This window comes from Paenibacillus sepulcri (assembly GCF_042647105.1).
Classification (GTDB): Bacteria; Bacillota; Bacilli; order Paenibacillales; family Paenibacillaceae; genus Paenibacillus_Z; species Paenibacillus_Z sepulcri.
Genome location: NZ_JBHRUP010000001.1, coordinates 1,124,518 through 1,149,528 on the forward strand (window position 1 = coordinate 1,124,518; position 25,011 = coordinate 1,149,528).

Genomic DNA, 25,011 nt, shown 5'->3' on the forward strand with positions numbered 1-25,011 from the left:
CCTTTGTAGCGGAAGCGGCCTCTCTCAAGCAAGCGGCTTCGCCAATTGATAGGTATCCCGTGCGATCAGAAGCTCCTCATTCGTGGGAACAACGAGCACGCTCACTCGCGAATTCTCTGCCGATATATAGCGGGCTTCCCTGCTACGCTCTGTATTCCGGCCGTCATCCAGCTCAATCCCCAGGAAAGTTAGATTATCGCACACCGCTTTCCTGACAGCAACCGAATTCTCTCCGATCCCTGCAGTAAATACAAGAACATCCAATCCGTTCATCCCCGCCGCATAAGCCCCGATATATTTGCGAAGCCTGTAGGTAAACATGTCAAAAGCCAGCTTCGCCTGCTTGTCGCCTTCATTCATCGCTTCCGTGATTTCCCGCATATCGCTGCTGATGCCGCTGATCGCCTGAAGTCCGCTATGCTTGTTGAGCATGGAATTCACTTCGTTCAAGGTCAGCTCTTCCTTATTCATCGTGAACGGCACAATAGCCGGGTCCAGATCTCCGCTGCGCGTCCCCATCATCAAGCCTTCAAGCGGCGTCAGCCCCATACTGGTATCGTAAGAGCGTCCATTCATAATAGCGGCGCAGCTGGCTCCGTTTCCAATATGGCAGGTGATCATTTTCAAGGATTCCAGAGGCTTGCCAAGCTTCACAGCCGCCTGCTGGCTGACATAGTTATGGGACGTCCCGTGAAACCCGTAACGGCGGATCTTATGGCGGCGGTACAGCACCATAGGGATAGGGTACAGAAAGGTTTCCTGCGGCATTGTCTGATGAAAAGCGGTATCGAAAACGACCACCTGCGCCACTTGCGGCATATTCGTCTCCACCGCCGTAATGCCCATCATGGCTGGCGGATTATGTAAGGGTGCCAGATCAAACAGCCGCCGGATTTCCTGCTTGACCTCCTGCGTTACCAGGGTCGATTGTTTGAAGCTCTCACCGCCATGCACTACCCGGTGGCCTACGGCTTTGATCTCGTCCAGGGAGCGGATCACCCCATGCTCAGGATGAGTCAGCATTTCGCTGACCTTCCTCACAGCCGCATTATGATCGAGAATCTCGCTGACGTCCCGCGTCTCCGGCTTGCCGGCAGTTTCATGGGTGACGATCGACGAATCCATTCCGATGCGCTCCACGCTGCCGTGAGCAAGCACCGCTTCATTGACCATATTGTACAATTGATATTTCAGCGAGGAGCTGCCTGCGTTCATAACAAGTATAATCACTGCCTGACCCCATCCTTATCATAGTTGAAAAACCCTGCGCCGCTTTTTACACCGAGCTGGCCTCCGCGCACCATTTTCTTGAGTACGATGGAAGGACGGTATTTCAGCTCGCCATATTCGCGGAACATCCGTTCAAGCGCCGCCAGCACGGCATCAAGGCCGAAGCGGTCAGCCATCTCGAAAGGGCCGTTCTGGAAGGCATAGCCGATCCTCATGGCGCTGTCGATATCTTCGGCCGAGGCGACGCCTTCTTCCAGTACATGAAGCGCCTCATTGATAAACAGGCAGATCAGCCTGGTGGTAACGAACCCCGGTGATTCGAATACCATGATGCCCTTCTTTTGAATGACATGCTCAACAAAATCTTTGGTCTGCGTGAACGTTTCATCCGAGGTTTTCAACCCGCGCACGATTTCCACCAGATCCGTCCGGTTAACCGGATAGACAAAATGCATGCCTATGACGCGCTGCTGATATCGGGTCACACTGGCCAGCTCCGTCAAGCTGAGCGTTGACGTATTGCTGGCCAAAATAACCTCAGGTCCGCAGAGCTGATCAAGCCGCTCGAAAATCATTTTCTTGCTTTCCAGATCCTCGGTGATCGTCTCGATGATAAGCTCGCATCCCGCCAGCTCGGCCAACTCACCGGTAGGATGAATCCGGTTCAGCGCCAGCTTCTTCTCCGCCTGGGTCAGCGCCCATTTCTCAATTTGACGATCAAGATTCTGCTCAATCTGAAGCAGCGCCTGCGACAGTTTTTCTTCCGAATGCTCAGTCAGATAAACTTCAAGGCCATGGAAGGCCAGCATTTCGGCAATGCCTTGACCCATGGTACCGGCGCCTACAACACCTATTTTACGCATAATCAATTATGTCATCCTCCAGCAATGCTTCTTTTTCAGGAGCGATTTGTGAGCGTGCCAATCGGTATCATCTTAATTATAACGTTTTTGCGCAAAAAAAGAAGGCGGACCCTAAGTCCGTCTTCTCAATATGAATTTTAGGCCATACTCATCTGGTCCTGTTCATCCGATGCAGCTTCGTTATTCTGAAGCAGGGAGCGGAAGCGATCCCCGCCCAGTGTTTCCTCGGCAACAAGAACATCAAGCGAATGCAGGAAAACCTTCTTATGTTCAGCAAGCATCTGTTTGATCCTGTCCATCTGCTCGTCGAGTATCGATCGGGTAATGGTCGCCCAGCGGTCAGGCGTCATCATGGACCCGTCTATGATGCCAAGCTCCGTCAGGCCGGATTCCACCATTGACCGGACAATGCTCATCGCCTGATCAAAGTCGCCCCGCGAGCCGGTGCTGCGGCCGCCATAGAATAACTCTTCCGCCGCAGCCCCGCCCAGCGCGATCATAATTTGACCTTCAAGGAACTCCTGGGTATAGAGGTAATGGTCCTGCTGCGGATTGTGGCGCACATAACCGAGTGCTTGCCCCCTTGGGGACAGCGCTACCTGCGATACACTTCCCGGCCGCACCAGCTCTGCGGCGATGGCATGCCCAAGCTCATGAAGCGCGACGCGTTCCCGCTCCTCCTTGGTCGACTCGCGGTCCGTTTTCTCGCCCATCATCACTTTATCGATCGCCATCGACAGATGGCGCTGAGAGATAGCCTCGCTCTCCTCGCGCATCGCATAGATGGCCGATTCATTCATAACACTCTCGAGCTGGGCGCCGGAGAAACCAAACGATTCCTCCGCAATCTTCCCCAGATTCACTTCGTCATGCAGCGGCTTGTTGCGGGCATGAATCCGCAGAATATGATCACGGCCCTTCTTGTCGGGCAGATCGACGGTGATATGCCGGTCGAACCGTCCGGGACGAAGCAGGGCGCTGTCCAGCGTTTCCTTGCGGTTCGTCGCTCCGATTAACAGAATACGCGGCTTGTCGGTCGTATGAATGCCATCCATCTCGGTTAGCAGCTGATTCAGCGTCTGGTCGTATTCCTTATGCTGACCTCCGTCGCGTTTGCCGCCGATCACATCAATCTCGTCGATAAAAATAACGGCGCTTCCCTTGTCGGCTTTGGCCGCCTTCTGCCTTGCTTCCTTGAACAAATCGCGGATCCGGCTGGCGCCGACACCCACATACATCTCCACGAATTCGGAGCCCGAAGCTGCAACATAGACAGAATCGGTGTAGGTTGCGGCCGCTTTGGCAAGCAGCGTTTTGCCTGTACCGGGAGGCCCTGCAAGCAGGATACCCTTGAGCGGTCTAATTCCGAACTTGGATATCCGCTCTTCCTGCACGAGAAAATCAAGCGCCTCGACGAGCTCCTGCTTGGCCCTTTCCTGACCTCCGATTTCGTCAAAAGAAAGGGGCGCAGCCGCTCTTGGCTTGCCTTTGCGCTCGCCGCCAATCGTTGCCAAATTGCCGCGGGAACGCACGACATACAACAAACCGACGACCAAAGCCATAAAAAACACAAGAGGAATCATATTCAGACCAACAATAAACTGCAAAAACAAAATCAGAACCGGGAAAAAACCAAGCGCTATTTCCTTGATATAATTACGCATTCGGCCACGCTCCCAACTGCTCCGGCGCTCTCGGCAGGACAACATGCTTGACGGAATCGCCGTCTTTCAACGTGATATATACATTCTCGTTATCCATTTCCGAAGCAGCCTGAATGCCGTCAAACTGCTGCTCCGCCTGTTTTAGCGTCTGGGGAATATCCGCATAGTTGCGGTGATCCATCGCCTGGGCAATTCCAAAGAGCATGGAGGACCATACATCATTTAACTTGTCCTGATTGGTGCCCTCCTTAATTTGAAGACGAAGCTCGCGGCTGCCAATAACGGATTTCCCTTCACTGGTGATCTTGTCATATACCTCTCTGACATCGGCATTCTTGTCCAGCGTCAGTTCAACGGTTACGCTATTTTGATAAATGTCCGGCTTTGCTTCCGTTACGCCGGGGATTTGCGACAGAATCTGCTCAAATGGTTTGACAGTTGCCATATTTCTGTACATATACCAGCCGCCGACAAGCAGGCATGCTGATAATACAGCAGTAATTAAAGTGGGGATCCATTTAATTTTCATGGCATGAAGCCTCCTTTGCCGAACGATATGATATATTTGTATCTATCATCTTTGCTATACGATAGTATATCATATTTTCAACCCGATAGGCATGAGAAAAAACAGGGAATGCTTGGCCCGATTGCGGCTGCATTCCCTGTTACGAGGTGTTTATCCAGAAGATAATGTATAAGTGATGATGAATGAACCATCTCTGAATTTATAAAAATCATAATAATTATATTGCGCAGAGGCTTCCTTGCCGGAATAAAACACTTCCCAAACCGGCTCTCCTCCCAGCATTCCGAGCTTAATATGATAGAGCTCCGCCGCCGGTTTATTTTGCAGAAAACGGGATTTGATCTCCGACTCGGACACGCCTTCTTTGGCTTTGAGCTTGAGCGGCTCCTTCGTCATCCATACATAAGCGTCATCGCCGTCCTGATCCTTTCCTTGCACAACCCAAACAGGCTGATCCCAGACAAACTTGTGTGAATCGGTCGCTTCCTTAAGCCCACCAGCCTTTACCGCCGATGCTTCTATGCTGCGTTCTTCCTCCCAGAGCGAGGATTGCACCGAGCGGTAGTACATGTTCAATCCGACAAGGATCAGAATGACGATTACGATACCAGACAGGAACCACTTGCCCTTGCTCATGACGGACGGGCGCCGTTGACGGTTCCTCCGCATTACCGATGGAGCAGCCTTTCAAAGCTTTGCTGTGCTTCCGCACGTATTTTAGCCTCATCCATGAGCAGACAAACACCGCCGGAAACCACCTGCCTGCCATTAATCCACACATGCTTCACATCGCGGCCCGATGCGGCATACACCAGATGGGAAACCATATCGGTCTGCGGATAAAAATGCGGCTGTTCCGCGTCAAGCGCGATAAAATCCGCTTTCTTGCCAACCTCGAGCGTGCCCAGCTCCTTCTCCTGCCATACGGTCTTCGCGCCGTTCACAGTTCCCAGCTTCAATGCCTCATACGCCGGAATAACGGTGGGATCGCCGGAGATGCCTTTATGAATCAAAGCGGCCAACCGGATTTCGTCGAACAGATCCAGATTATTATTGCTGGCTGCGCTATCGGTCCCCAAGGAAACCGTAACACCTGCCTGAATCAATTCCGGTACGCGTGCTACACCGCTAGCAAGCTTCAGATTGCTGGCCGGATTATGCGATACACCGACATTTTTCGCGGCAAGCAGGGAAATTTCCTCATCCGTCAAATGTACGGCATGCGCAACGAACGACGGACGCGAGAAGAATCCGAGCTTATCCAGATGCTCGACAGGGCGGCAGCCGTATTCATTGACATTCTGCTGCACCTCTGCAGCCGTCTCGGACATATGGGTATGTAACGGGACATCGAGCTCATGCGCCGCATCTATAATGCGTTCAATGTAATCGGGAGGACAAGTATAGGGTGCATGCGGGGACATCATAGTGGTGATTCGTCCATCCGCCTTGCCGTTCCAGTCTCTGGCGAAGCTCTTGGCTTCCTCCAGCTTTGCCGTCTGCACATCCGGCGGGCATAAGCCGATAACGCCGCGCGTCAACACCCCTCTGATACCCGACTGCTCCACAACCTCGGCCACGATATTCATCCGGTCGTACATATCCACAAAGGTCGTGGTGCCGGATTTCAACATCTCGATCACGGCAAGCGAAGTACCCCACCGGGTATCCTCATCGATATACTTGCCCTCCATTGGCCACATCTTCTGCTCCAGCCATACCTGGAGATTCTGATCATCCGAGTAGCCGCGCAGCAGCGACATTGCCGCATGACCATGCGTATTTATCAGGCCAGGCATGAAGATGAGGCCGCTTCCGTCCATACGCAGCGCGCCTTCCGGCAGCGGGCTTGGCGGCTGTTCGCCCAGATAAGTGATGCGGTCATTTTCAACCACCATATGCCCCTTCAACACGGGAGCCTTATCGTTCATTGTCACAAAGGTGCCGTTCTCAATCCATAACCGGTTCATCCGTTTCGTCCCCTTCTTTTTCCAGGTAATAGGCCAAGCTGAGCAGCTCCGTCGTAAAATCGGCATAATGGATACGAACATGCTCCGGGACGCGAAGGATCGTGGGGGCAAAATTCAAAATGCCCTCCACACCGGCTTCCACAAATCCGTCCGCTACATTCTGCGCTTCTGCAGCAGGTACCGTAATGATGCCGATGCGGATATTGCGGGCAACGACGATATCCTTCAACTGATCCATGGGCATGACGACCAGACTGTTGATCGCTACCCCGATCATGGCCGGATTAGCGTCAAAAACAGCGGTAATTTTCATATTATCTTTTAAATACGTATTGTAATTGCACAAAGCCCGGCCCAGGTTGCCGGCACCGACAAGTCCGACATTCAGACCTTGGTCCAGCTTGAGGATTTGGCGGATTTTCTCTATCAGATAGGATACATCATAACCGATCCCCTTGCGTCCAAATTCACCGAAGTAGGCGAGATCCTTGCGGATTTGGGCCGGATTCAGATCCAGTTTGTTCCCAAGCTCCTGGGAGGAAACCGTCTGCACGTCCCTCTTGCTCAAATCGCTGAGTACCTGCAAATAAACCGGGAGCCTGCGGACGACTGCTTCGGATATTTTCTTCATGACTTCACCCCTTCTTGACCTACGGACAACCATTCCCCGATTCGCGGAACGATCTGTTCCAAGTGCATATGCTCAATCTTCGGCCCTGGAAGTGAGTAAAGAAAATACTTGCCATAATACGTATCGATGACCCGTGTATCATAGATCAGGACAATCCCCCGGTCCCGGTTGGTGCGGACCAACCGTCCGAACCCCTGCTTGAAACGGATAACCGCCTGGGGAATGGACAGTTTCATGAACGGATTCTGCTTCTGCTCTTGCAGCAGCTCCGATTTGGCTTCAACGAGCGGATGGTTGGGAGGTTGAAAAGGCAGCCTCACAATAGCCAGGCAGGTGAGCGCATCGCCGGGAATATCGACCCCTTCCCAGAAGCTGCTCGTTCCCAGCAGCACCGATGCCGCCTGCTGCTGGAATCTGCGCGTAAGTTTGCTGCGGTTCCCGCTGTCAATTCCCTGTCCGAGCAGTTGAATTCCGCTTGGAGCCAGCAATTCCTTGAGCGGATCATAGACCTGGCGCAGCATCCGGTAGGAGGTAAACAGAACCAGCATTCTCCCTTTTGTCTGGATAGCGGCTTCAGCCAGTGATTTGATGAGCATTTCATTAAACAGCGGATCGCCCGCCGCTCCTTTCAATACGGGAAAATTGCGCGGAATGATGACCAGCGCCTGGTCCCGGTAATTAAATGGAGATGGCAGCTGAACCGTTTTAAGCCGTCCGCTTTGTTCATCCTGGTTCAGACCCAGCTGATCACAGGCATATTGGAAGGACTTCTGCACCGACAATGTCGCCGAGGTCAGTACAACGCTCCGTTTCAAATCAAAAAAATAATTGCGCAGCTGCTCGCTGACATTTGCAGGCACGGCGTACAAATGAATGGACTTGGCCCGATAGTTATTATTCGCTTCGATCCAGTAAACCATTTCCTTCTTGTCGGCCTTCATAAACTGGCGAAGATCATCCCTTGCTCTGGCCAGATCCTTGACCGTGCCGCTCAAATCCGTAACAAGCGCGGCAATCCCCGAATCATCCAGCTCCTCTTTGATCTCGGTGAAGAGCTTATCCAATGGCCGGATAATTTGGCTCAGATAACCATGGACAACCTCTTCCACAGCCTGTGCTTCCGACCATTGACCCGGCAGTTGGCTGCTCCTCAGACGCAGTACCAGCTGGCCGGATTCGCCTGAAGCCTCCTGAGCCATTGCGCTTCCCGGCTTGCCGCCTGCCGCACCGAAGCCCAGAAAGGTGAACAGCATATCAAACAAGCGGTCCCATTCATCGCGGAGTTCCCCAAATACGGGTACGACTTCATCGATTTGCTCGCGCCATTTGGCCGTACGTTCCATATCTTCATTGGACAGCTTGTGCCTAAGCTGAATAAGCTGGCCATTACGCGCATCTTTGCACAAGCGGCCAATGGGATGCTGAACGGTATGATAGGAAACCTGGGTTCCCAGATGCTTGCCTGCCACTTCCTCCAAATGATGCGCCTCGTCCACAATCAGATGATCGTAACCGGGAAGCAGGCGGTGATCGGCGCGGATATCCGTAAACAGCATGGAGTGGTTCGTGATCACGACATCCGCGATGTTGGCCTCCTGCTTTGCCCGGTGGTAATAACAGCGCTTGAACCAGGGACAGCTGCGGTTAAGGCAGGAGTCGGCGTCGCTTGATACCGTGCTCCAGAAATCGCTGCCCCTGTTGCCGAAATTAAGCTCCTCCTGGTCGCCATGCTCCGTCTCGCTCAGCCATACCACCATCTGAGCCGCTGTGATCCTGTCTTCATTGCGCGAAGCAAAATCCTGCGTCTGCACCTTGGCTTCATATTTTCGCAGGCAAAGATAATTCCCGCGGCCTTTAAAAACAGCCGCCCTGAAAGGATAAGGCATAACGGATTGCAGCAGCGGCAGATCGCGTTGGCGGAGCTGTTCCTGAAGATTAATGGTATGTGTGCTGACGACTATCTTTTTGCCCTGCTGGACACCATAGTATAGAGCCGGTATCAAATAACCCAGCGATTTCCCCGTGCCTGTGCCTGCTTCTATCATCAAATGATGGTCGTGCTCGAAGGCATCGATCACTTCCTGAAACATCATATTCTGGGGCTCCCGCTCCTCGTAACCGGGATTCAGAGCGCGAATTCCATCTTTTATATGCGTCAAAAAGTCATCGAACGACCAGTCATGAACCGACTCCGCCTCACCCGCCTCGCTTCGTGGAGGCTGCTCCTCCGTCCAGTCACCCGCCTTCATGGCAAATTGGCGAAAGTACGTATAAGCATCCAGATCAACGGAAGCCTGCATTTCCTTAATCGTTACCATTTGCCCGATAAACCAGGCCATATCGTCAATATCGTCATCAAATAAGCTGACTAGCCGCTCAAGCGTCATAAGCGGAAGCTGTTCCAGCTTCTTGTAGCACTCAATGAACAGCTCAGCCGTCGCCATTGCATCGCTGTCAGCCCGGTGATGCTGATCATGATCAATGCCGAATAATTCCGTAACCGCACCCAACTGATACGTGGTGAGTGTCGGATACAGGACACGCAGCAAGTCGATGGTATCCAGTCTTCTTCCGGCAAAAGGCATATAGCCGCTGCGGTCGAGCGCCGAGCTCAGAAAACCGGCGTCAAAGCCGACATTATGCGCGACCAGAACAGCGTCATCCAGCAGAGGAATGAGCTCCAGGAGCACATCCTCCACCGATGGCGCATTTTGAACCATGGATTCATCGATTCCGGTTAATTGGGTAATAAATGGCGGGATCACAATGGTGGGCTTGACGAATGAATTATAAGAACGGGATATTTGCATCGATTCATCTATAATAACAAGTCCAACCTGTATAATCTCATCGCCGGCACTATGTCCGGTCGTTTCCAAATCCAGTACCGCATAATTCATCCGGCTATTACGTCCTTTCGCAAAAACTAAAGCTGCCCGCTCCCGAAATATAACGACAAGTGGCCGGCCGAATGCTGCTGGCAGGACTTGATATTGGAGATGGGATCGGGAAATTCGGGATCGGATTCATGCGCTTTTACAAAATAACGCTCAGCCTGCTCCAAATTCATCCTGACAGCCTGTATGCATCCCAGCGCATTGAGCCCGAGAGCCCGCCATTTGGGATTATCCGTTATTTCAACAAGCAGTTGAAAATGCCGCTGGGCCTCGTGCCATTCCTGAAGATGCATAAAGGACATTCCCAGAAAAAGCTTTGCCTCATTATGCTCAGGTGAATAATGCAGGGCTTCCGTAAAATGCTCGGCAGCTTCTTTGAACATAAACAGTTTAAAGTATCCTTCGCCCCTGGTCATCGCCTGCTCAGACGCTGTCTCGTCATTCTCTCCGGCCGCATCTTGTGCAGGACACACAGCCGCTTCAGAAGGAGCAAACGGATGCTGCTGCAGCTGAAGGTACTTCTCGGCTTCCTGCAGGCTTGCAAGCTCCTCTGAAGGCGCTGTGGCAGCCGTCATAGCCGGAGCTTGAAGCTGAGCGGACTGCAGCTCGCGGAAATCAGCCATTTTCTCTTCAAACTGCAGCCAATGCTCAATGAAGCAGTCGCTGAACTCCTTTAGGAAAGCAAGCTTTTCATCCAATTGTTTTTTTTGCTCGGCATTTGCATGAGGATAATGAATCATAATTTCGTCCAACGTTTCATGCAGCGTTCCAAACACCTGTTTAATCATCGCCTGCATCCCACCTTCACTTGATATCGTGAATTTGTTATGCTCATTCTTTGCCCCGGCCCCTGTTTTCATACCCCATCCCAGAGGTTACACAGGCTTGGCATTGCATGCGGCGAGGATTGGACAGCTTACAAAATTGTGGCGTGAATTTCTTCCGTCATGGTCTGCACAGGGCGGTTGGCCTCATCGACGATGACGACTTTAGGTTTGTAGGTTTTTGCTTCTTCTTCACTCATCATAGCATAACAGATAATGATCACATTATCTCCGGGATGCACAAGTCTGGCCGCTGCTCCGTTCAAACAGATCACACCGGAGCCGCGCGGCCCGGGAATCACATACGTTTCCAGACGGGCGCCGTTATTATTATTGACGATCTGCACCTTTTCATTGGCCCAGATATCAGACAGCTCCATCAAATTTTCATCAATGGTAATGCTGCCTACATAATTCAGATTAGCTTCCGTGACGGTTGCCCGGTGTATTTTTGACTTCATCATTGTCCTAAACACTGTTTTAAGCACCTCCATACGGTTCCACGATACGATTGTCAATCAGCCGGGTTTTCCCGAATTTGACAGCCAGCGCAATAATAAGCGCATGAGGATAATTTTTGAGCTCCATATCCGCACCCGGCTCGCTCAAATCAGGATACTCCAGCAGCTCGGCGTAGTCGATTTCGGCAAGCGGCGCCTGCCCGATAAAAGCGTTTAGGCGCTTTTTTAGCTCGGGAGCCGTCATGCCGGGCTCAGTTATCCAGCCCTCTGCCTGCTCCAGCGCCTTGAACAAAATGACAGCCTGGGCACGCTCCCCCTCATTCAGAAACACATTGCGCGAGCTCATGGCCAGCCCGTCGAATTCGCGCAGCGTTTGGCAGCGGACAATCTCCACGGGAATATTCAGGTCGAATACCATCCGCTCCACAACCGCCACCTGCTGCGCATCCTTCATTCCGAAGTATGCCCGATCCGGCCTTATCAAATTGAACAGCTTGCTGACCACGGTTCCCACTCCGTCAAAATGGCCCGGCCTTGAGGCGCCGCACAGCCGCTCCGTTACCTCGCTGATCAAAACCTTGGTCAGCGGTTTCTTCGGATACATCTCTTCCAAACTTGGCATAAACAATAAATCGATTCCGTTGTTTTCCGCAATCGCAGTATCCCGTTCCCGGTCGCGGGGGTAACGATCGAAATCCTCATTTGGACCGAACTGGAGCGGATTAACGAAGACGGACAAGACGACATAGCCGCATTCCTCTTTGGCCCGTTTCATCATGCTTGCATGTCCGTCATGAAGAAAGCCCATCGTAGGCACAAGTCCGATCTTTTCATCAGGAAACTGGCGTCTTCGCTGCTTGAGCTGCTGATTTAGTTCATTCAGGGTTGTGGATACGATCATGGGACCTTCGTCTCCTTCTTCCCGGCTGATTCCAAATCGGACGAATTGCTTCCGTATAAGTGCTTAAGCGGCTCCTGCTCCGATAAAAAGACATGCTCCTGCTGGGGGAACGCCCTGGATTTCACATCCGCGACATACTTTCCGATCGCATTGCGCACAGTCGTACCCAAATCCGCGTAAGTTTTGACAAAGCGTTTCTCCCGGTAGGGTGAGGCATACTGCAGAATATCATGGTAGACCAGCACCTGCCCGTCACAGCCGCGCCCGGCGCCGATTCCAATGGTCGGAATGGTCAGGGCTTCCGAGATGGCTTCCGCCAGTTGCTCGGTTACAAGCTCCAGCACAATAGCAAACGCGCCTGCTGCTTCAAGTGCCTTGGCATCATCGATCAGCTGCTGGGCTTCCTTCGGAAGCTTGCCCTGAACCTTGTAGCCTCCGAGCTGATGGACCGATTGCGGCGTCAAACCGATATGGCCCATAACCGGTATACCGGCCCGTACGCAGGCGGCAACCTCCTCGGCGATGTCAGCGCCGCCTTCCATCTTGATGGCGTGCGCATAGCCCTCCTGCAGCAGTCTGGCTGCATTGCGCAGCGTCGTCTCGCTGCCCAGCCGGTAAGTCATGAACGGAAGATCCGTTACAATAAAGGTATTCTGCGCACCGCGGGCCACCGCCCTGGAATGGTACACCATATCATCAAGTGTTACAGGTATTGTCGTATCGTAGCCAAGCACAACGTTGCCCAGGGAATCGCCGACGAGAATAACGTCGATGCCGGCTTCCTCGGCCAGCTTGGCGGATGGATAATCATAGGCAGTCAGCACTGAAATTGGCTCGCCGCTTTGCTTCATTTTTTTCAACTTCGTAATAGTCAACGGTTGTTTCATGAGCTTTCTTCCTCCTTCTTGGTAGTATGCTTATAAACGCAAAAAAACCTTTCAGCTGCCGCTAAAAAGGTCCCCATCCAAAAAGGAACGTCTTGATTGCCACAAGCGGCTTCCTTCTGTCTCGGTCCCTAACGGCTCAGAGCAGAGTACGCACTGCCATGCAAAAGACATCAAACAACCACTATGATTGCCATGAGTTGATTCCATCGGTGCGGTTCTTTTCAAGAATGATACCGCCCTGAAATCAAGCTTTGATGAATACCTTGAGTATAGCAAATAAACGTCTTCCCGTCCATCAACGGTTCGCGGACGGGAAGCTTATATCTGCGGAGAATACGGGAACTACCGAACCATCGCTGCACTGCACAAGCAGCGCCCCGCGGTCGTCAAGACCAATCGGCATTCCTTCGACAACGCCTGAGGGCGTGGTCAATCTGGCCGGCTTATGAAGGGTAATGGCGAGCGCTTCCCACAACGTGCGTATCGGCGTGAAGCCCTCCTTATGGTAGACCGTGTAGAGCTGCTCGAATTGCACAATGAAAGCGGCGATAACCTCTGACCTCTCCACGGGCCGGCCGAGTACAATCCGCAGGGAGGTAGCAATCTCCAGCAGCTCCTGCGGGTAATCCGCTTCCTCCAGATTCACGCTGATTCCGATTCCGGCCACCACATAGCGCAGCCGTTCATCCTCCGCTGTTGACTCCAGCAGAATGCCGCTGATTTTCTTGCCTCCAATAAGCAGATCATTGGGCCACTTGATGCCGATATCCAGCGGTGCGATGGACTTGAGCGCGCGGCAGAGCGCCACCGCTGCAAGCAGTGTCAGCTGCGGCGCAAACTGCAGCGGAATGCCTGGACGCAGCACCATGCTCATCCAGACTCCCTTGCCTGAAGGCGACACCCAATTGCGTCCCATCCGGCCGCGTCCGCTGGTTTGCTGCTCTGCAATAACCAGCGTCCCTTCAGGCGCGCCCTCCTCAGCCAGCCGCTGTGCAACATTTTGCGTAGAATCCACTGAATCCAGCAGCTTGATGGAGGGGACGAAAGAGGTACCCCGCAGCTTGTCCAGAAGTTCAGGCATAGTCAGCTTCGAAGGTTTGCCGAGCAGCCGGTACCCCAGTCTGCGCGAAGCTTCGATCTGATAACCCATCGCTTCCAGCTTTTTGATATGCTTCCATACCGCTGTCCGGCTTATATTCAAATCCTGGCTCAACACTTCGCCGGATAAATAACGGCCTTCCTGCTGCTCCAATAGCTCAATAATCCGATTATCCATAACTGCTCCTTGCCGGCGTTTGATCAGCCTTCCGGTGAATTAGACCTGTATAGCAGCTCCGCATATTGCAGCAGCTGTTCCTTTTCGTTAGCCACTTCTGCGAAAGCCGCAGCCTGGAGAAGCCTGTTTAACAGCAGTCCCAGCCAGGGCCCGGCAGGCTTCCGGAGCCGCTGAAGAATTTCCGAACCGTCCACAGCAAGCTCAGACAACTCAGCTGCCGGCAGAGCAGAGAGCTCATGGGCCAAGTGAGCAATCAGAGATTCGTTTCGGGCTGTCAACGTCCTGCCGTGATCAGCTGTATCAGAATTCCGCTTCTCAGAGCTATCAATTCCTCCTGCTATGAGCATAGGAAGCACTCCTGAAATCCGCAGCCATGCGCTGCAGGCAGGCTTGCCCTGCTGCAGAATCAACAGCTTCCACTTGCGGTCCAGCTCGTCCCGCTTAATGTCCTCCCGCAGCAGGCAGGCTTCAATTGCTTCCATCATCGAAGCCTGAACAGCAATAACGGACGACAAATGCGCCGTTCGTTTGACAGAGAATCGGAAGGCCTGGAACAGCTGCAGCGCGTCCTGCCTGGACAAGGCCATTGATATGCAAACAGCTGCCCAGCGGTCATCCAGGTCCACGATATGTGGAAAATCAGCGAAGATCTCTCCGGCCGTCCTAGTCCATCGTCGATCCTTCAAGGCAGCAGGCAAAGGAGCTTTTGTATAATCCATCAGCCCGCTTGATATCAGCCAAGCCCCTGCCCTGTCCGGTTGCGCACCGCCAACCATTTTGTCGCATTCTGCGCCAATCCGCTCCATGGCAATATGGACAAGCAAGCCGCGGTGTCTTTTCATTGCCCGCCAGGTTCCCAAAGCAATCCGCAGCTTGAATTCGGCAGCGAATCTTACCGCACGAATCATTCGCAGCGCATCCTCCTGAAATCTTGTATCGGGATCGCCGACACAGCGCAGAATACCGCGTCTGATATCTTCCATGCCGTTCATAGGATCCACAAGTTCCCCATTTGAACGCAAAGCCATGGCATTGATTGTAAAATCACGCCTCTGCAAATCCGCTTCCAGCTCGCTGACGAACTGCACGGAGGCAGGTCTGCGAAAGCCCTCATAATCCGATTCTGTCCGGAAGGTTGTCACTTCATACAACTCATCGTTCAGGATCACGGAGACCGTTCCATGTTGAAGCCCGGTAGGGATCGTCCTGCCAAACAGCTCCATAACCTGATCCGGCGTTGCTGCCGTGGCGATGTCAACATCCTTCAAGGGACGCCCAAGCAACGAGTCGCGTACGCAGCCGCCGACAAATACAGCTTCAAATCCATGGGATTCCAAGGTTTGCAGAACAGGGAGCGCAGCAGTAAGGGACTCGTTCCATATGCTCCTCACAATTAATCGCACACCGGAACCGGAATTTCGGCTTCAATGCCAAGCACCCGGTAATAGATCCGCTCATATTCCGCCGTGATCAGATCATTGCAGAATTGGGTCCGCGCTCTATGGAGGCATGCTTCGCGGAACTGCTGGTACATGGTTTCATCCTGCAGCAGCGAAATGGCATGGTGCGCCATATCTTCCGTATCCCCGATCGGGGAGAGAAAACCGGTTTCTCCATGTGTAACAAGCTCAGGTATTCCCCCTGCAAATGAACCGATCGTAGGCACACCGCACGCCATGGCTTCAAGCGCGACAAGACCGAAGCTTTCCTTCTCCGAAGGCAGCAGCATAATATCGGCAATGGAAATCACATGCGCCACATCATCCTGCTTGCCAAGAAAATGGACCTTGTTCTCGAGCCCAAGACTGCGGATTTTATGCTGGACCTTGGGCAGATCCGGTCCTTCTCCCACCAGCAGCAGACGGCTGGGTACATGCTCCGAGACCTTTGCAAATATATCCACCACATCACTGACCCTTTTCACCGGCCGGAAATTGGATATATGCATGAGAATTTTTTCGTTCTTGCCAACAAAATCACTGCGCAGCGAAGAACATTCCCGGGGGTAATACACCCTTTTGTCGACAAAATTATAGGTCAGATCAATCGGTTTATTTATATCCAGCAGATCACGGGTCTCCTGAATAAGATCATTGGAGACCGCAGTGACGGCATCGCTTTTATTAATAGCCAGGCGGATTAAATCCTTCAGCGATTCATCCTGTGCGAGCACGGTAATATCGGTGCCGTGAAGCGTTGTAACGGTTTTTAGACCTTCTCCCACCATTTCTTTGGCCAAATAAGCGCAAATGGCATGGGGAACGGCATAATGGACATGGAGCAGATCCAGATTTTGCATTTTGGCTACTTGAGCCATTTTGCTGGCCAGAGACAAGTCATAAGGCGGATAACGGAAAACATAATAATCGTTGACTTCAACCTCATGATAAAAAATATTTTTCTGAAAATGGCCAAGCCGGAATGGGACACTATGCGTAATGAAATGAATTTCATGTCCTCTTTCAGCAAGCAATTTGCCAAGCTCCGTTGCCACAACCCCGGATCCGCCCAATGTCGGATAACAGGTAATTCCGATTTTCAAACGTCTTTCCACCTTTGACACCCCCGCTGTACGCTGATGTTTGAATCTATGTAACCATATGACCTTGAATAAGAAACGGCTGCAGTACTTCTTTGGTTTAAAATAAGGTGACCCGATGTGGGGTCTTGATTGCAAAGCCCTCGGCGTAAGCATAGCCGCGTGTCTGGCCGAGCAGCAAGTCCCGTGCCTCCACCCGCTGAGTATAGCGGTCCGTGAGCGGTGTGCTCACCCGGTCTTCTCCCTCTCCGGGAGGGGCGAATTGGGAACGGTAGCAGCGAAGCGCCTGCTGCTTCTGCTCCTGAAACTCGCTGATATCCACAATCAATGAAACTTCACTGCTGTCATTAATATAATAAAAGTACAATTGCTCCACCTGAACGGGCGGCAGCTCCGGCAGGTAATTGCGAAGCTTCGCATTGAATACCGCCGCCTCCACCAACCTGCTGCAGTCCGTATGGTCGGGATGACGATCCACCCAATAAGGAGCAAATACAATTCGCGGCCGCAGCCGGCGGATTTCTGTCACAACCGCTTCCAGCTGATCCTGTGAGCCGGCTATCCCCCGATCGGGAATTCCCAGACACGAGCGGGAGGATAGACCAAGCACCGCGGATGCCTCGGCAGCTTCCTGCCGCCTCGTTTCCACGGTGCCGTTAGAGGACATTTCCGCCCGGGTCAAGTCGCAGATGGCGACCTTGATGCCCGCGTGCGCGTGCTTGGCAAGCGTTCCGCCCATCCCGATCTCCACATCGTCCGGATGCGCGCCAAAGGCCAGAATATCTACGGTTTCCATTATATAGGGTCTCCCGGTTTATATTTGTGAACCAATTCGCGCCATCCGAATTCACCCCGCTCTAGCGAGTGAACCAGCAATTCTCCTGTCGCGATATTGGTCGCCACCGGAATTCCTTGAACGTCGCATAAGCGAAGCAGGGCGATAATATCGGGCTCATGCGGCTGAGCCATGAGAGGATCGCGCAGAAAAATAATCAAGTCCATCTCATTTTGCGCGACCATCGCCCCAATTTGCTGGTCTCCGCCGAGCGGACCAGACATAAAACGATGAATCGATAATCCCGTCTGCTCCATAATGCGTGTTCCGGTTGTACCGGTGGAGTAAAGTGTATGGTCTTTAAATACATACTCGTAGGCAATGACGAAATTGACCATTTCTTCTTTTTTTCTATCGTGTGCGATAAACGCGATATTCATCCTGAACGTTCTCCTCTCGCGATTCAAGAAGAAACGGCTCTCGCCTATTGCGCAGGACCGTTGACAAGCAATATGTCCTACCAACGGTTCTGCGCCAGCTTTGGCGGCGGTGGGCGATGCAAGTTTCTTCCCTCTGTAATATCAGAATTTGTACAGGCACAGCCTAACCTTTCTGATATTCCAAAGAAGGTTGTTGTTAATCCATAATGTGCTCAAATCCATATATGAGTCCCGTATAGGTCATGACTTTCTTAACCGCAACACTCACGCCCGGCATATAACCGGCTCTGTCATAGGAATCATGACGAATTTTGAGCGTTTGGCCAAACCCTCCAAAAATAACCTCTTGCTGTGCAAATATGCCTGGCAGGCGTACGCTATGTATGCGGAACCCGTTGTAGTAGCCGCCGCGCGAGCCCTCAATACTTTCTTTCTCCTGAGGGTTGCCCTGGCGCAGCTCCTCGCGCACCTCGGATATCAGCTCCGCTGTTTTGACCGCCGTTCCTGATGGAGCGTCGAGCTTCTGGTCCCCATGGTATTCAATAATTTCGACATGAGGCAGATATTTGGACGCCTGCGCGGCAAATTTCATCATCAGTATGGCGCCAATCGAAAAATTCGGGGCAATGAGTCCCCCTATCCCCCGGCTTTGGCATTGCCCATCCAGCTCTTCAATTTGTTCCGGCGTGAAGCCCGTCGTCCCAATGATCGGCCGTACGCCGTACTCGATAGCAGTGCGCGTATTATGATAAGCCGCATGCGGCACCGTGAAATCAACCAGCACATCGGCAGCGGATTCTCTCAATGCCGTATCCAGATCCGCCGAGACCACTACCCCGCAAGGCCCAAGTCCCACGAGGGTTCCGGCATCGACCGGACCTGCGGACGGTGCGACGGCAGCGACCAACGCAAGCTGCTCATCCTCAAGCACCATTTTTACAACTTCCCTGCCCATACGGCCGCTTGCGCCTGTTACGGCTACTTTGATTAACTGCGTCATAGCTGCATCACCTGTTCCTTTTTCGTTTTCTTCGCTGTTCTCGAGTCAGCGCCTGCCGGTTCCGCTTTATATTGGCAAACAGCCGCTTGGCGGCTGAATGCTCGGGATCAAGACGCAGCGCCCCGCGCGCATATATGAGAGCTTCATCATAACGATTGAGTGACACATATGCGGCTCCCAGCAGCAGGAGCGCCTCCATATTAAGCGGATCGAGGCGCGAGGCCTCCAGCAGCATATTCAGGGCATATTCGGTGTCCTGAGGAGTATGCGCAAGCAATTCCTCCGCGTCGCTCACAAGCTGCTTGGCCTGGACCGTGCGCAGATGGAAGCGATATTCTTCCAGTTCCGGCGCAAGCTTGACGGCTTCCTCGGCATATTGCAGCGCTTTGGGCCATTTGCCGCTTCGTGCGCAGGTTATCGAGCATCTGTAGTATGCCGCCGCATTGGTTGGCTCCAGCGCAATCGCCTCTTCGAAGCGAGCGATCGCAAGCTCAAAGTCACCGCCGAGGATGGCTTCATATGCTTTTTTAATACTTTCAGCTCCGTCCATCCGCCCATCCTCCTTTACATAGAGTGATGGTACAGCATATGTCCGGAATCTGTTTACGGTTCGACGTTTTTTCGTGTCCACCTGTCAGCATCGCGCGTATTAAACTTGTTCAGCACACGGTCATGCGCCTCCGCAAGGTCGATTCCAAGCGAGTTTGCAAAGCATATGACTATAAATAAAACGTCGCCAAGCTCCATCTCAATGGAGTTGTCGGCTTCATCCGCTTTTTTCGGTTTCTCCCCAAAGCGATGATTAACCTCGCGGGCAAGCTCCCCCACTTCCTCGCTCATTCGGGCCAGCATCGATAGTGGACTGAAATAGCCTTCCTTGAATTGCGAAATGTATCTGTCAACCTCGCGCTGCATTTCGGCAAGTGTTTTCTCCGTCATCGCTATCTTTCCTTTCGCCCCTCATGGTTCACTCCATATGTTATCGCAAAGCGGGATTGAAAACAACGTTTTTGATTGTTCCCAAATTAGCCATACTAGCAAGTACAGGCTCGATGACCGCCATTCTAACACAACTTTGGATTGAAGCTGCGGACCCCCTTCTCTTTGCGGAGAGTATACGATATGGTTAGTGAAGCAAGCATGATTACATATGAAAGGAGCATTAGTCGATGACCCTCCGTACGTCAACGCTGCTGCGGACGCTGCCGGTTATTATGCTGGGCACCGCCATTTATGCCTTTGGACTTCACTATTTTATCCTTCCCAACGAGTTGATGGAGGGCGGAGTTACCGGGATAGCGATACTGCTTCATTATGCCTTCAACTGGCCCTTGTCGGTCTCAACCCTGGTATTGAACATTCCTTTATTTGCAGCAGGCTGGCGCTTCCTTGGACGGTCGCAGCTGGGGTATTCTCTGTTCGGGACCCTCTCGCTGACATTTTTTCTCGCTTTGCTCGAGAAGCTGATCGCCATCGGCTGGATCGTCCCCTTCCGCACTTCAAACGACTATATTCTTGCAGCGCTCTACGCTGGAGTAACATTGGGACTTGGTCTCGGGCTTGTATTCCGGTTCGGCGCCACAACCGGCGGGGCCGATATCATTGCCCGGATTGCATCCAAGCACAGGGGCTGGAGCATGGGACAAATCATCTTATTTCTTGATGCGGCCATTATCGGCTCCTCCCTGTTGTATATCTCGAAGGAGAAGGTGCTGTATACCCTGGTTGCTGTCTTTATCGGTTCCCGGGTGATTGATTTCATACAGGAAGGGGCTTATGCAGCCAAAGCTTTCTCTATTTTCACGGAGGATGGTGAACATCTGGCCAGACTGATTACGCAGGAAATGGATCGGGGAGTGACGCTTTTTCCAGCAAGAGGAGCATTTTCCGGGAATCAGAAGGAAGTTGTCTACTGCGTAGTTGCCCGCCATGAGATAAGACAGCTGAAAACGCTCATACACAGTCTGGACCCGCTGGCATTTATCGTTGTAACGGATGTGCATGATGTACTCGGAGAAGGATTTCAGCAGAAATGAAGCAAACAGGGCTGTCACGGATACCTTATCTTAGAAGGTGTCCGTGACAGCCCTGCTGCCGGATGGTTTGGTCAGCGCCGCTTTTTAGCTGGAATGGCGGTACCGTGTTTTTGTTCAAAAGCATATCTGCGCCAACCGGCAAATGCCAAAATTCCCATTACAATTGCCGAAATATAAAGCACTGCCAGCTGCTCGCTAACCGGAGCTCTTCCCACATCGTCAGGCATAACCGGAAGATGCTGGTTTATGGCTGCTTCCGCCTCATCGATGCCAAATAATGAGCTTGCCGCTTCTTCAAGCGAAGCAAGAGCTGTGGAAACAGCAGGAGTGCCTCCGCTTGCCTGCCTGCTGGCTTCGAGCATATGCCGGATGTAATCCAGACTGCTCTGCAGATGCGTATTCAATAATTCAGGCCGCTGCATCAGAGCAGCCATTTCGATTCTATCTATATGCCGGCTGTAGGTTTCAAGCTGCTGCAGTGCTGCCAATGCATGATCGTTGCCTTGCGACTTCCAGGCAAGATGAACCCGGCGCAGGTCATCCTGCAGCACATCCTCATACTGCAGCCAAAGCGGAGCTGTTGGATTGATCAACACATCAACAGCAAGCTTCATTCTCGCAGCCTCATTTATCCATTCCGGGCTGGTCCGGTTATATGTCAGGTCTTCCATGACCTTGTTCACACTTTGATCCCATGATTTCCAACCAGTCTGACTGCCCAGCTGACGAATCTCCGAAGATTTTGCGGCCTGCCGGATCCTGCTCAGCAGCGTATAGGAAAGCTGCCGGTTGCCATTATTCGCAGCCGTGTAGAACGCCTCCGAGAGCATCTCCAGAGATTCCAGCGAGGCGGGAAGACTTCCGGCAAGTCCGGTCATAGCTTGTACATGCTGGACCTGGTTTGGCCCTTTATCGCTGCATCCAACAACCATGAGCATCGCCGCGATGCCGACTATTAACCCTGACAACGATAATTTCACGCTCATCCCCTCCATTATTACTTTATGGAGGGCTGTCCAATTTTAGACCTTGCGAAATTTGAGCGTCAGGTTCGTCACCAGCAAGGTCAGGATCGATAATCCGATTGTGAAATTGCGAATCGCATCCAGATCATCTTCGAGCACGTTTGGCAGCCAAGGGAAGATATCACTGCTGTAATCCAGAATATCGTTCAATAGCATCCACATGAGCGCAATCACAGCGGCAGTTCGTCCGAAAATCATAAATCTTACGAACAATAGACCTTCGAGCGCCATCCCCAGATGAGAAACAACAAGCATATAGTCCTGCCACACGAGCGCATCACCTTGTGCGGCTCCGGCAGCAATCATCGTAACCGCCCATATTCCATATTTAAATGAAGTCAGAACCGCAAGCGCCTCGATGATGGAGCGCAGTCCGATAAAAGCTGAAGAAGGAACTCCTGCTTTGGGGAAAAGCAAAAATAAGAGCGCCAACGTAAAAAACAGGCTTCCAGTCGGACTGTCCGGCACGAAAACCACCTGCCAGAGCGGATTATTCTCGATGGTATACTCGATTTGATTCCCGTACCATATATAGCCATAAACCGTTCCTGCCGCATTCACGATAAACAGCAGCCACAGCATGACCCGGTTGGTCAAAAACGATCTGCTCCAGAAAAAAGAGAGAGAAGACAAGAAAGCCACCCTTTCATTGGTGAGGTCGGATTAATTTACAAAAAAAACCTGATCGAGTCTTCCGATCAGGTTTATCATGCAAGCTGTATTACTCAGGTTTCTTCTGCTTCGCAAGCCAGGTGGTTAATTGATCGATTTCTTCCGCACTCAAAGTATCCTTGAAGGCAGGCATTTTTCCTCCGCCTTTACCATTGGTGACCGTATCAACCAATTCTTCTTTGGTCAGTATGTCGCCAACGCCGTGAAGCGATGGTACCTGGGAACTTTCATTACCTTTGAGATCTGCGCCATGGCAGGTAATACATTGAGCTTTCTTCGTAATTTCTACTGCCGGATCATCTGCGTCCACCAGCGGAATGCTTGCCGCTTCCTGCGCAGCCTGTCCCGGCTCCTGGCCTTTGGAGGCAGCCTCGCGGGCTTTCTCTTCACGAACGATATGCTCAGGAACCGTATTGGTCAGAGCCAGCTCATGCTGATAATGATCCCAGGATGTTTTCGTCAAATAAAAAACCGAGATCAGCGATAAAATCATCAGGATCGAAGTTATTGGACGTCTGTAGAAACGGCGTTCTTTGCCGGTATCGAGGAACGGCGCAAGCAGCAGCGCCCCGAATGCGACACCAGGTACACCTACAGTTCCCAGTACAACATACCCTCCGGAAACGTAAGGAAGCTTCAGAAATTGATACAGGAACAGGAAGTACCAGTCCGGCATCGGAATAAACGCCGCGTTCGTCGGATCTGCCGGATAACCGAGCGGTGCCGGTTCCGCAATCGTCAGGACGAGGAAACCCACGAGTACAACAACCCCGACCATCCATTCTTTAAGCAGGAAGTTCGGAATGAAAGCTTCCGATTTCCCCGGATAGGCGGAATAGTCAGGTGGTACGGCCGGAGTCCGAACGCGCTGTCGAACACGCGAATCGCCAACGAAGACGACCTTTTCCCCAGTTTTCTTTTCATGTGCCATTCGCAAATTGCCTCCCTTCGACTTATAGTGGTCCCGAAATACCTTGCTTCCGGATCATAAAGAAGTGAGCCGCGAGAAGCGCAAGCAATGCGCCTGGTAAGAAAAAGACATGGATGGCGAAAAAGCGTGTTAACGTTTCGGCACCGACAATTTCTCCGCCCTGCATCAGTTCTTTAATATATGTACCTATGTAAGGTACCGATTCAGCGATCTGGATACCAACCTTTGTTGCAAAATACGCTTTGTTATCCCAAGGAAGCAGGTAACCTGTGAAACCGAGACCCAGCATAATGAAGAAAATAAGCATGCCGACAACCCAGTTCATTTCACGAGGCGCCTTGTATGAGCCTGTAAAAAATACCCGCAGCGTATGCAGGAACATCATAACGATAACAAGGCTCGCTCCCCAGTGATGCATCCCCCGCACAATACCGCCAAAAGCGACCTTATGCTGCAGATAGTCAACACTTTTGTATGCGTTGATAATATCCGGCACGAAATACATCGTGAGGAACATACCCGACAAAATTTGGATAACCGTGATGAAAAACGTCAGTCCGCCGAAGCAATACACGAATGCGGAGAAATGATGGGCAGGGTTAACGTGCTCCGGCACCTCATGGTCGGCGACGTCCCTCCACATCGGCGTAATATCAAGACGTTCATCAATCCAGTTGTATACACCTTTTAACATCTGAGCTTACGCCTCCTTATTTGAACCGTGTATTCGGCATAACCGGGCCGAGATAGATCCATTCATTCTCAACCTTCAATTCATACTCATCAAGCGGTTTTGGCGCAACGACGAGATTCTTGCCCTCCTGTGTATAGTGGGCGCCATGGCAAGGACACACATATTGATTGTTTTTTTCCGTGTTCCAGCCGATCGTACAGCCCAGATGCTTACACACTGGCGACAAAGCAAACATTTTACCCTGTGAATCTTTTGAAATCCACGCGGTCAATTCAGGGTCACTGATATACCAGCCGTCAACCTGATGGATTTTGAATTTAAATTCCTGCGGTTCATTGGTTATTTTGGATGCTTCAACTACTTTAACGAAGGTACCGGTTTCTTTTTTCTGCAAAATCGGATCAACCGCAAACCGCACCATCGGGAGTATCATTCCTGCGCCCATGAATGCGCCTGCGCCTCCGAGCGTATACGACAGAAATTGACGCCGGGACATTCCGTTTCGTTTTACCGGACGGTGTGCGGTTTCTTGATGTTCGTGATTACTCATCTACTGTTCTACCCCCTTTGCGAGCCATATCTTGTGTTCTGCCGGAGAAGGCAAAACGTATTACGAACTAGGACATTACCTATAATAGCCTAGGTGGTTTGGAGCGTCAAGAATGAGGTGGGCAAATTGCAGATCGTACGAAAATCGTTCTTAAATTTGTTATCATTTTGTCACAATTGACCTTGTCTGGCATTTGTTTTTCCCCATCATGCCCTA

26 protein-coding genes are annotated in these 25,011 nt (G+C 51.9%); 1 reads left to right on the forward strand and 25 read right to left on the reverse strand.

Annotated elements, in window-relative coordinates; translation table 11 throughout:
* Positions 1 to 24 precede the first annotated feature (24 nt).
* The 20 genes from ACFOLF_RS05065 to ACFOLF_RS05160 form a co-directional block, all read right to left on the reverse strand.
* Positions 25 to 1,230 carry an acetate kinase gene (locus tag ACFOLF_RS05065; protein WP_379114587.1) on the reverse strand — a complete coding sequence of 402 codons (1,206 nt, stop codon included), beginning with the start codon at positions 1,228 to 1,230 and terminating at the stop codon, positions 25 to 27.
* Positions 1,227 to 2,093: a 3-hydroxyacyl-CoA dehydrogenase family protein gene (locus ACFOLF_RS05070; RefSeq protein ID WP_379114595.1), complete on the reverse strand. Its 867-nt coding sequence runs from the start codon at positions 2,091 to 2,093 to the stop codon at positions 1,227 to 1,229. Before ACFOLF_RS05070 ends, ACFOLF_RS05065 begins: the two co-directional genes overlap by 4 nt.
* Before the next feature lie 137 nt (positions 2,094 to 2,230).
* On the reverse strand, positions 2,231 to 3,757 hold the full coding sequence (locus tag ACFOLF_RS05075; protein WP_210041333.1) for an AAA family ATPase: 1,527 nt from the start codon (positions 3,755 to 3,757) through the stop codon (positions 2,231 to 2,233).
* Entirely contained in the window at positions 3,750 to 4,286 is a 537-nt protein-coding gene (locus ACFOLF_RS05080; protein WP_210041335.1) for a hypothetical protein, read from the reverse strand. Before ACFOLF_RS05080 ends, ACFOLF_RS05075 begins: the two co-directional genes overlap by 8 nt.
* A gap of 150 nt (positions 4,287 to 4,436) precedes the next feature.
* The gene (locus ACFOLF_RS05085) at positions 4,437 to 4,922 is read right to left on the reverse strand and encodes a cell wall elongation regulator TseB-like domain-containing protein (RefSeq protein WP_210041337.1); all 486 of its coding nucleotides are present in this window, start codon (positions 4,920 to 4,922) and stop codon (positions 4,437 to 4,439) included.
* Positions 4,923 to 4,954: 32 nt separating this feature from the next.
* Positions 4,955 to 6,256 (reverse strand): amidohydrolase, encoded by a 1,302-nt coding sequence (locus tag ACFOLF_RS05090; protein WP_210041339.1) that lies wholly within the window; start codon positions 6,254 to 6,256, stop codon positions 4,955 to 4,957.
* Positions 6,237 to 6,887 carry a redox-sensing transcriptional repressor Rex gene (locus tag ACFOLF_RS05095; protein WP_379114585.1) on the reverse strand — a complete coding sequence of 217 codons (651 nt, stop codon included), beginning with the start codon at positions 6,885 to 6,887 and terminating at the stop codon, positions 6,237 to 6,239. The genes ACFOLF_RS05090 and ACFOLF_RS05095 overlap by 20 nt, the downstream gene beginning before the upstream one ends.
* Positions 6,884 to 9,787: an ATP-dependent DNA helicase DinG gene (gene dinG, locus ACFOLF_RS05100; RefSeq protein WP_210041343.1), complete on the reverse strand. Its 2,904-nt coding sequence runs from the start codon at positions 9,785 to 9,787 to the stop codon at positions 6,884 to 6,886. The genes ACFOLF_RS05095 and dinG overlap by 4 nt, the downstream gene beginning before the upstream one ends.
* Before the next feature lie 26 nt (positions 9,788 to 9,813).
* The gene (locus tag ACFOLF_RS05105; RefSeq protein ID WP_210041345.1) at positions 9,814 to 10,572 is read right to left on the reverse strand and encodes a tetratricopeptide repeat protein; all 759 of its coding nucleotides are present in this window, start codon (positions 10,570 to 10,572) and stop codon (positions 9,814 to 9,816) included.
* 128 nt (positions 10,573 to 10,700) lie between these two features.
* A complete protein-coding gene (panD, locus tag ACFOLF_RS05110; protein WP_210041347.1) occupies positions 10,701 to 11,084 on the reverse strand; it encodes an aspartate 1-decarboxylase in 384 nt (127 codons plus the stop codon).
* 4 nt (positions 11,085 to 11,088) lie between these two features.
* Positions 11,089 to 11,970: a pantoate--beta-alanine ligase gene (gene panC, locus ACFOLF_RS05115; protein ID WP_210041349.1), complete on the reverse strand. Its 882-nt coding sequence runs from the start codon at positions 11,968 to 11,970 to the stop codon at positions 11,089 to 11,091.
* The gene (gene panB, locus ACFOLF_RS05120; protein ID WP_210041352.1) at positions 11,967 to 12,857 is read right to left on the reverse strand and encodes a 3-methyl-2-oxobutanoate hydroxymethyltransferase; all 891 of its coding nucleotides are present in this window, start codon (positions 12,855 to 12,857) and stop codon (positions 11,967 to 11,969) included. The genes panC and panB overlap by 4 nt, the downstream gene beginning before the upstream one ends.
* Positions 12,858 to 13,152: 295 nt before the next feature.
* Complete coding sequence (locus ACFOLF_RS05125) at positions 13,153 to 14,133, reverse strand: biotin--[acetyl-CoA-carboxylase] ligase (RefSeq protein WP_210041354.1); 981 nt, start codon at positions 14,131 to 14,133, stop codon at positions 13,153 to 13,155.
* Between the two features lie 23 nt (positions 14,134 to 14,156).
* Positions 14,157 to 15,524: a CCA tRNA nucleotidyltransferase gene (locus ACFOLF_RS05130; RefSeq protein WP_210041356.1), complete on the reverse strand. Its 1,368-nt coding sequence runs from the start codon at positions 15,522 to 15,524 to the stop codon at positions 14,157 to 14,159.
* Between the two features lie 2 nt (positions 15,525 to 15,526).
* A complete protein-coding gene (gene bshA / locus ACFOLF_RS05135; RefSeq protein WP_210041358.1) occupies positions 15,527 to 16,687 on the reverse strand; it encodes an N-acetyl-alpha-D-glucosaminyl L-malate synthase BshA in 1,161 nt (386 codons plus the stop codon).
* A gap of 85 nt (positions 16,688 to 16,772) precedes the next feature.
* Positions 16,773 to 17,468, reverse strand: a complete 696-nt coding sequence (bshB1, locus tag ACFOLF_RS05140) for a bacillithiol biosynthesis deacetylase BshB1 (RefSeq protein WP_210041361.1) — start codon at positions 17,466 to 17,468, stop codon at positions 16,773 to 16,775.
* On the reverse strand, positions 17,468 to 17,887 hold the full coding sequence (locus ACFOLF_RS05145) for a methylglyoxal synthase (RefSeq protein ID WP_210041363.1): 420 nt from the start codon (positions 17,885 to 17,887) through the stop codon (positions 17,468 to 17,470). Before ACFOLF_RS05145 ends, bshB1 begins: the two co-directional genes overlap by 1 nt.
* A gap of 196 nt (positions 17,888 to 18,083) precedes the next feature.
* Entirely contained in the window at positions 18,084 to 18,887 is an 804-nt protein-coding gene (gene dapB, locus ACFOLF_RS05150; protein ID WP_210041365.1) for a 4-hydroxy-tetrahydrodipicolinate reductase, read from the reverse strand.
* 7 nt (positions 18,888 to 18,894) lie between these two features.
* Positions 18,895 to 19,437: a tetratricopeptide repeat protein gene (locus tag ACFOLF_RS05155; RefSeq protein ID WP_210041366.1), complete on the reverse strand. Its 543-nt coding sequence runs from the start codon at positions 19,435 to 19,437 to the stop codon at positions 18,895 to 18,897.
* Positions 19,438 to 19,490: 53 nt separating this feature from the next.
* The gene (locus ACFOLF_RS05160) at positions 19,491 to 19,826 is read right to left on the reverse strand and encodes a nucleotide pyrophosphohydrolase (protein WP_210041368.1); all 336 of its coding nucleotides are present in this window, start codon (positions 19,824 to 19,826) and stop codon (positions 19,491 to 19,493) included.
* Positions 19,827 to 20,056: 230 nt separating this feature from the next.
* Between ACFOLF_RS05160 and ACFOLF_RS05165 the strand changes: the two genes are divergently transcribed.
* Positions 20,057 to 20,923: a YitT family protein gene (locus ACFOLF_RS05165; protein WP_210041370.1), complete on the forward strand. Its 867-nt coding sequence runs from the start codon at positions 20,057 to 20,059 to the stop codon at positions 20,921 to 20,923.
* Between the two features lie 71 nt (positions 20,924 to 20,994).
* On the opposite strand, the gene ACFOLF_RS05170 is transcribed toward ACFOLF_RS05165, so the two are convergent.
* The 5 genes from ACFOLF_RS05170 to ACFOLF_RS05190 form a co-directional block, all read right to left on the reverse strand.
* Entirely contained in the window at positions 20,995 to 21,903 is a 909-nt protein-coding gene (locus tag ACFOLF_RS05170; protein ID WP_210041372.1) for a sporulation protein YpjB, read from the reverse strand.
* 42 nt (positions 21,904 to 21,945) lie between these two features.
* Positions 21,946 to 22,530: a DUF1405 domain-containing protein gene (locus ACFOLF_RS05175; RefSeq protein WP_210042255.1), complete on the reverse strand. Its 585-nt coding sequence runs from the start codon at positions 22,528 to 22,530 to the stop codon at positions 21,946 to 21,948.
* Between the two features lie 139 nt (positions 22,531 to 22,669).
* Complete coding sequence (locus ACFOLF_RS05180; protein WP_210041374.1) at positions 22,670 to 23,551, reverse strand: c-type cytochrome; 882 nt, start codon at positions 23,549 to 23,551, stop codon at positions 22,670 to 22,672.
* A gap of 22 nt (positions 23,552 to 23,573) precedes the next feature.
* On the reverse strand, positions 23,574 to 24,245 hold the full coding sequence (gene qcrB, locus ACFOLF_RS05185) for a menaquinol-cytochrome c reductase cytochrome b subunit (protein WP_090976689.1): 672 nt from the start codon (positions 24,243 to 24,245) through the stop codon (positions 23,574 to 23,576).
* 16 nt (positions 24,246 to 24,261) lie between these two features.
* On the reverse strand, positions 24,262 to 24,795 hold the full coding sequence (locus tag ACFOLF_RS05190; protein ID WP_210041377.1) for a ubiquinol-cytochrome c reductase iron-sulfur subunit: 534 nt from the start codon (positions 24,793 to 24,795) through the stop codon (positions 24,262 to 24,264).
* Positions 24,796 to 25,011: the final 216 nt, after the last annotated feature.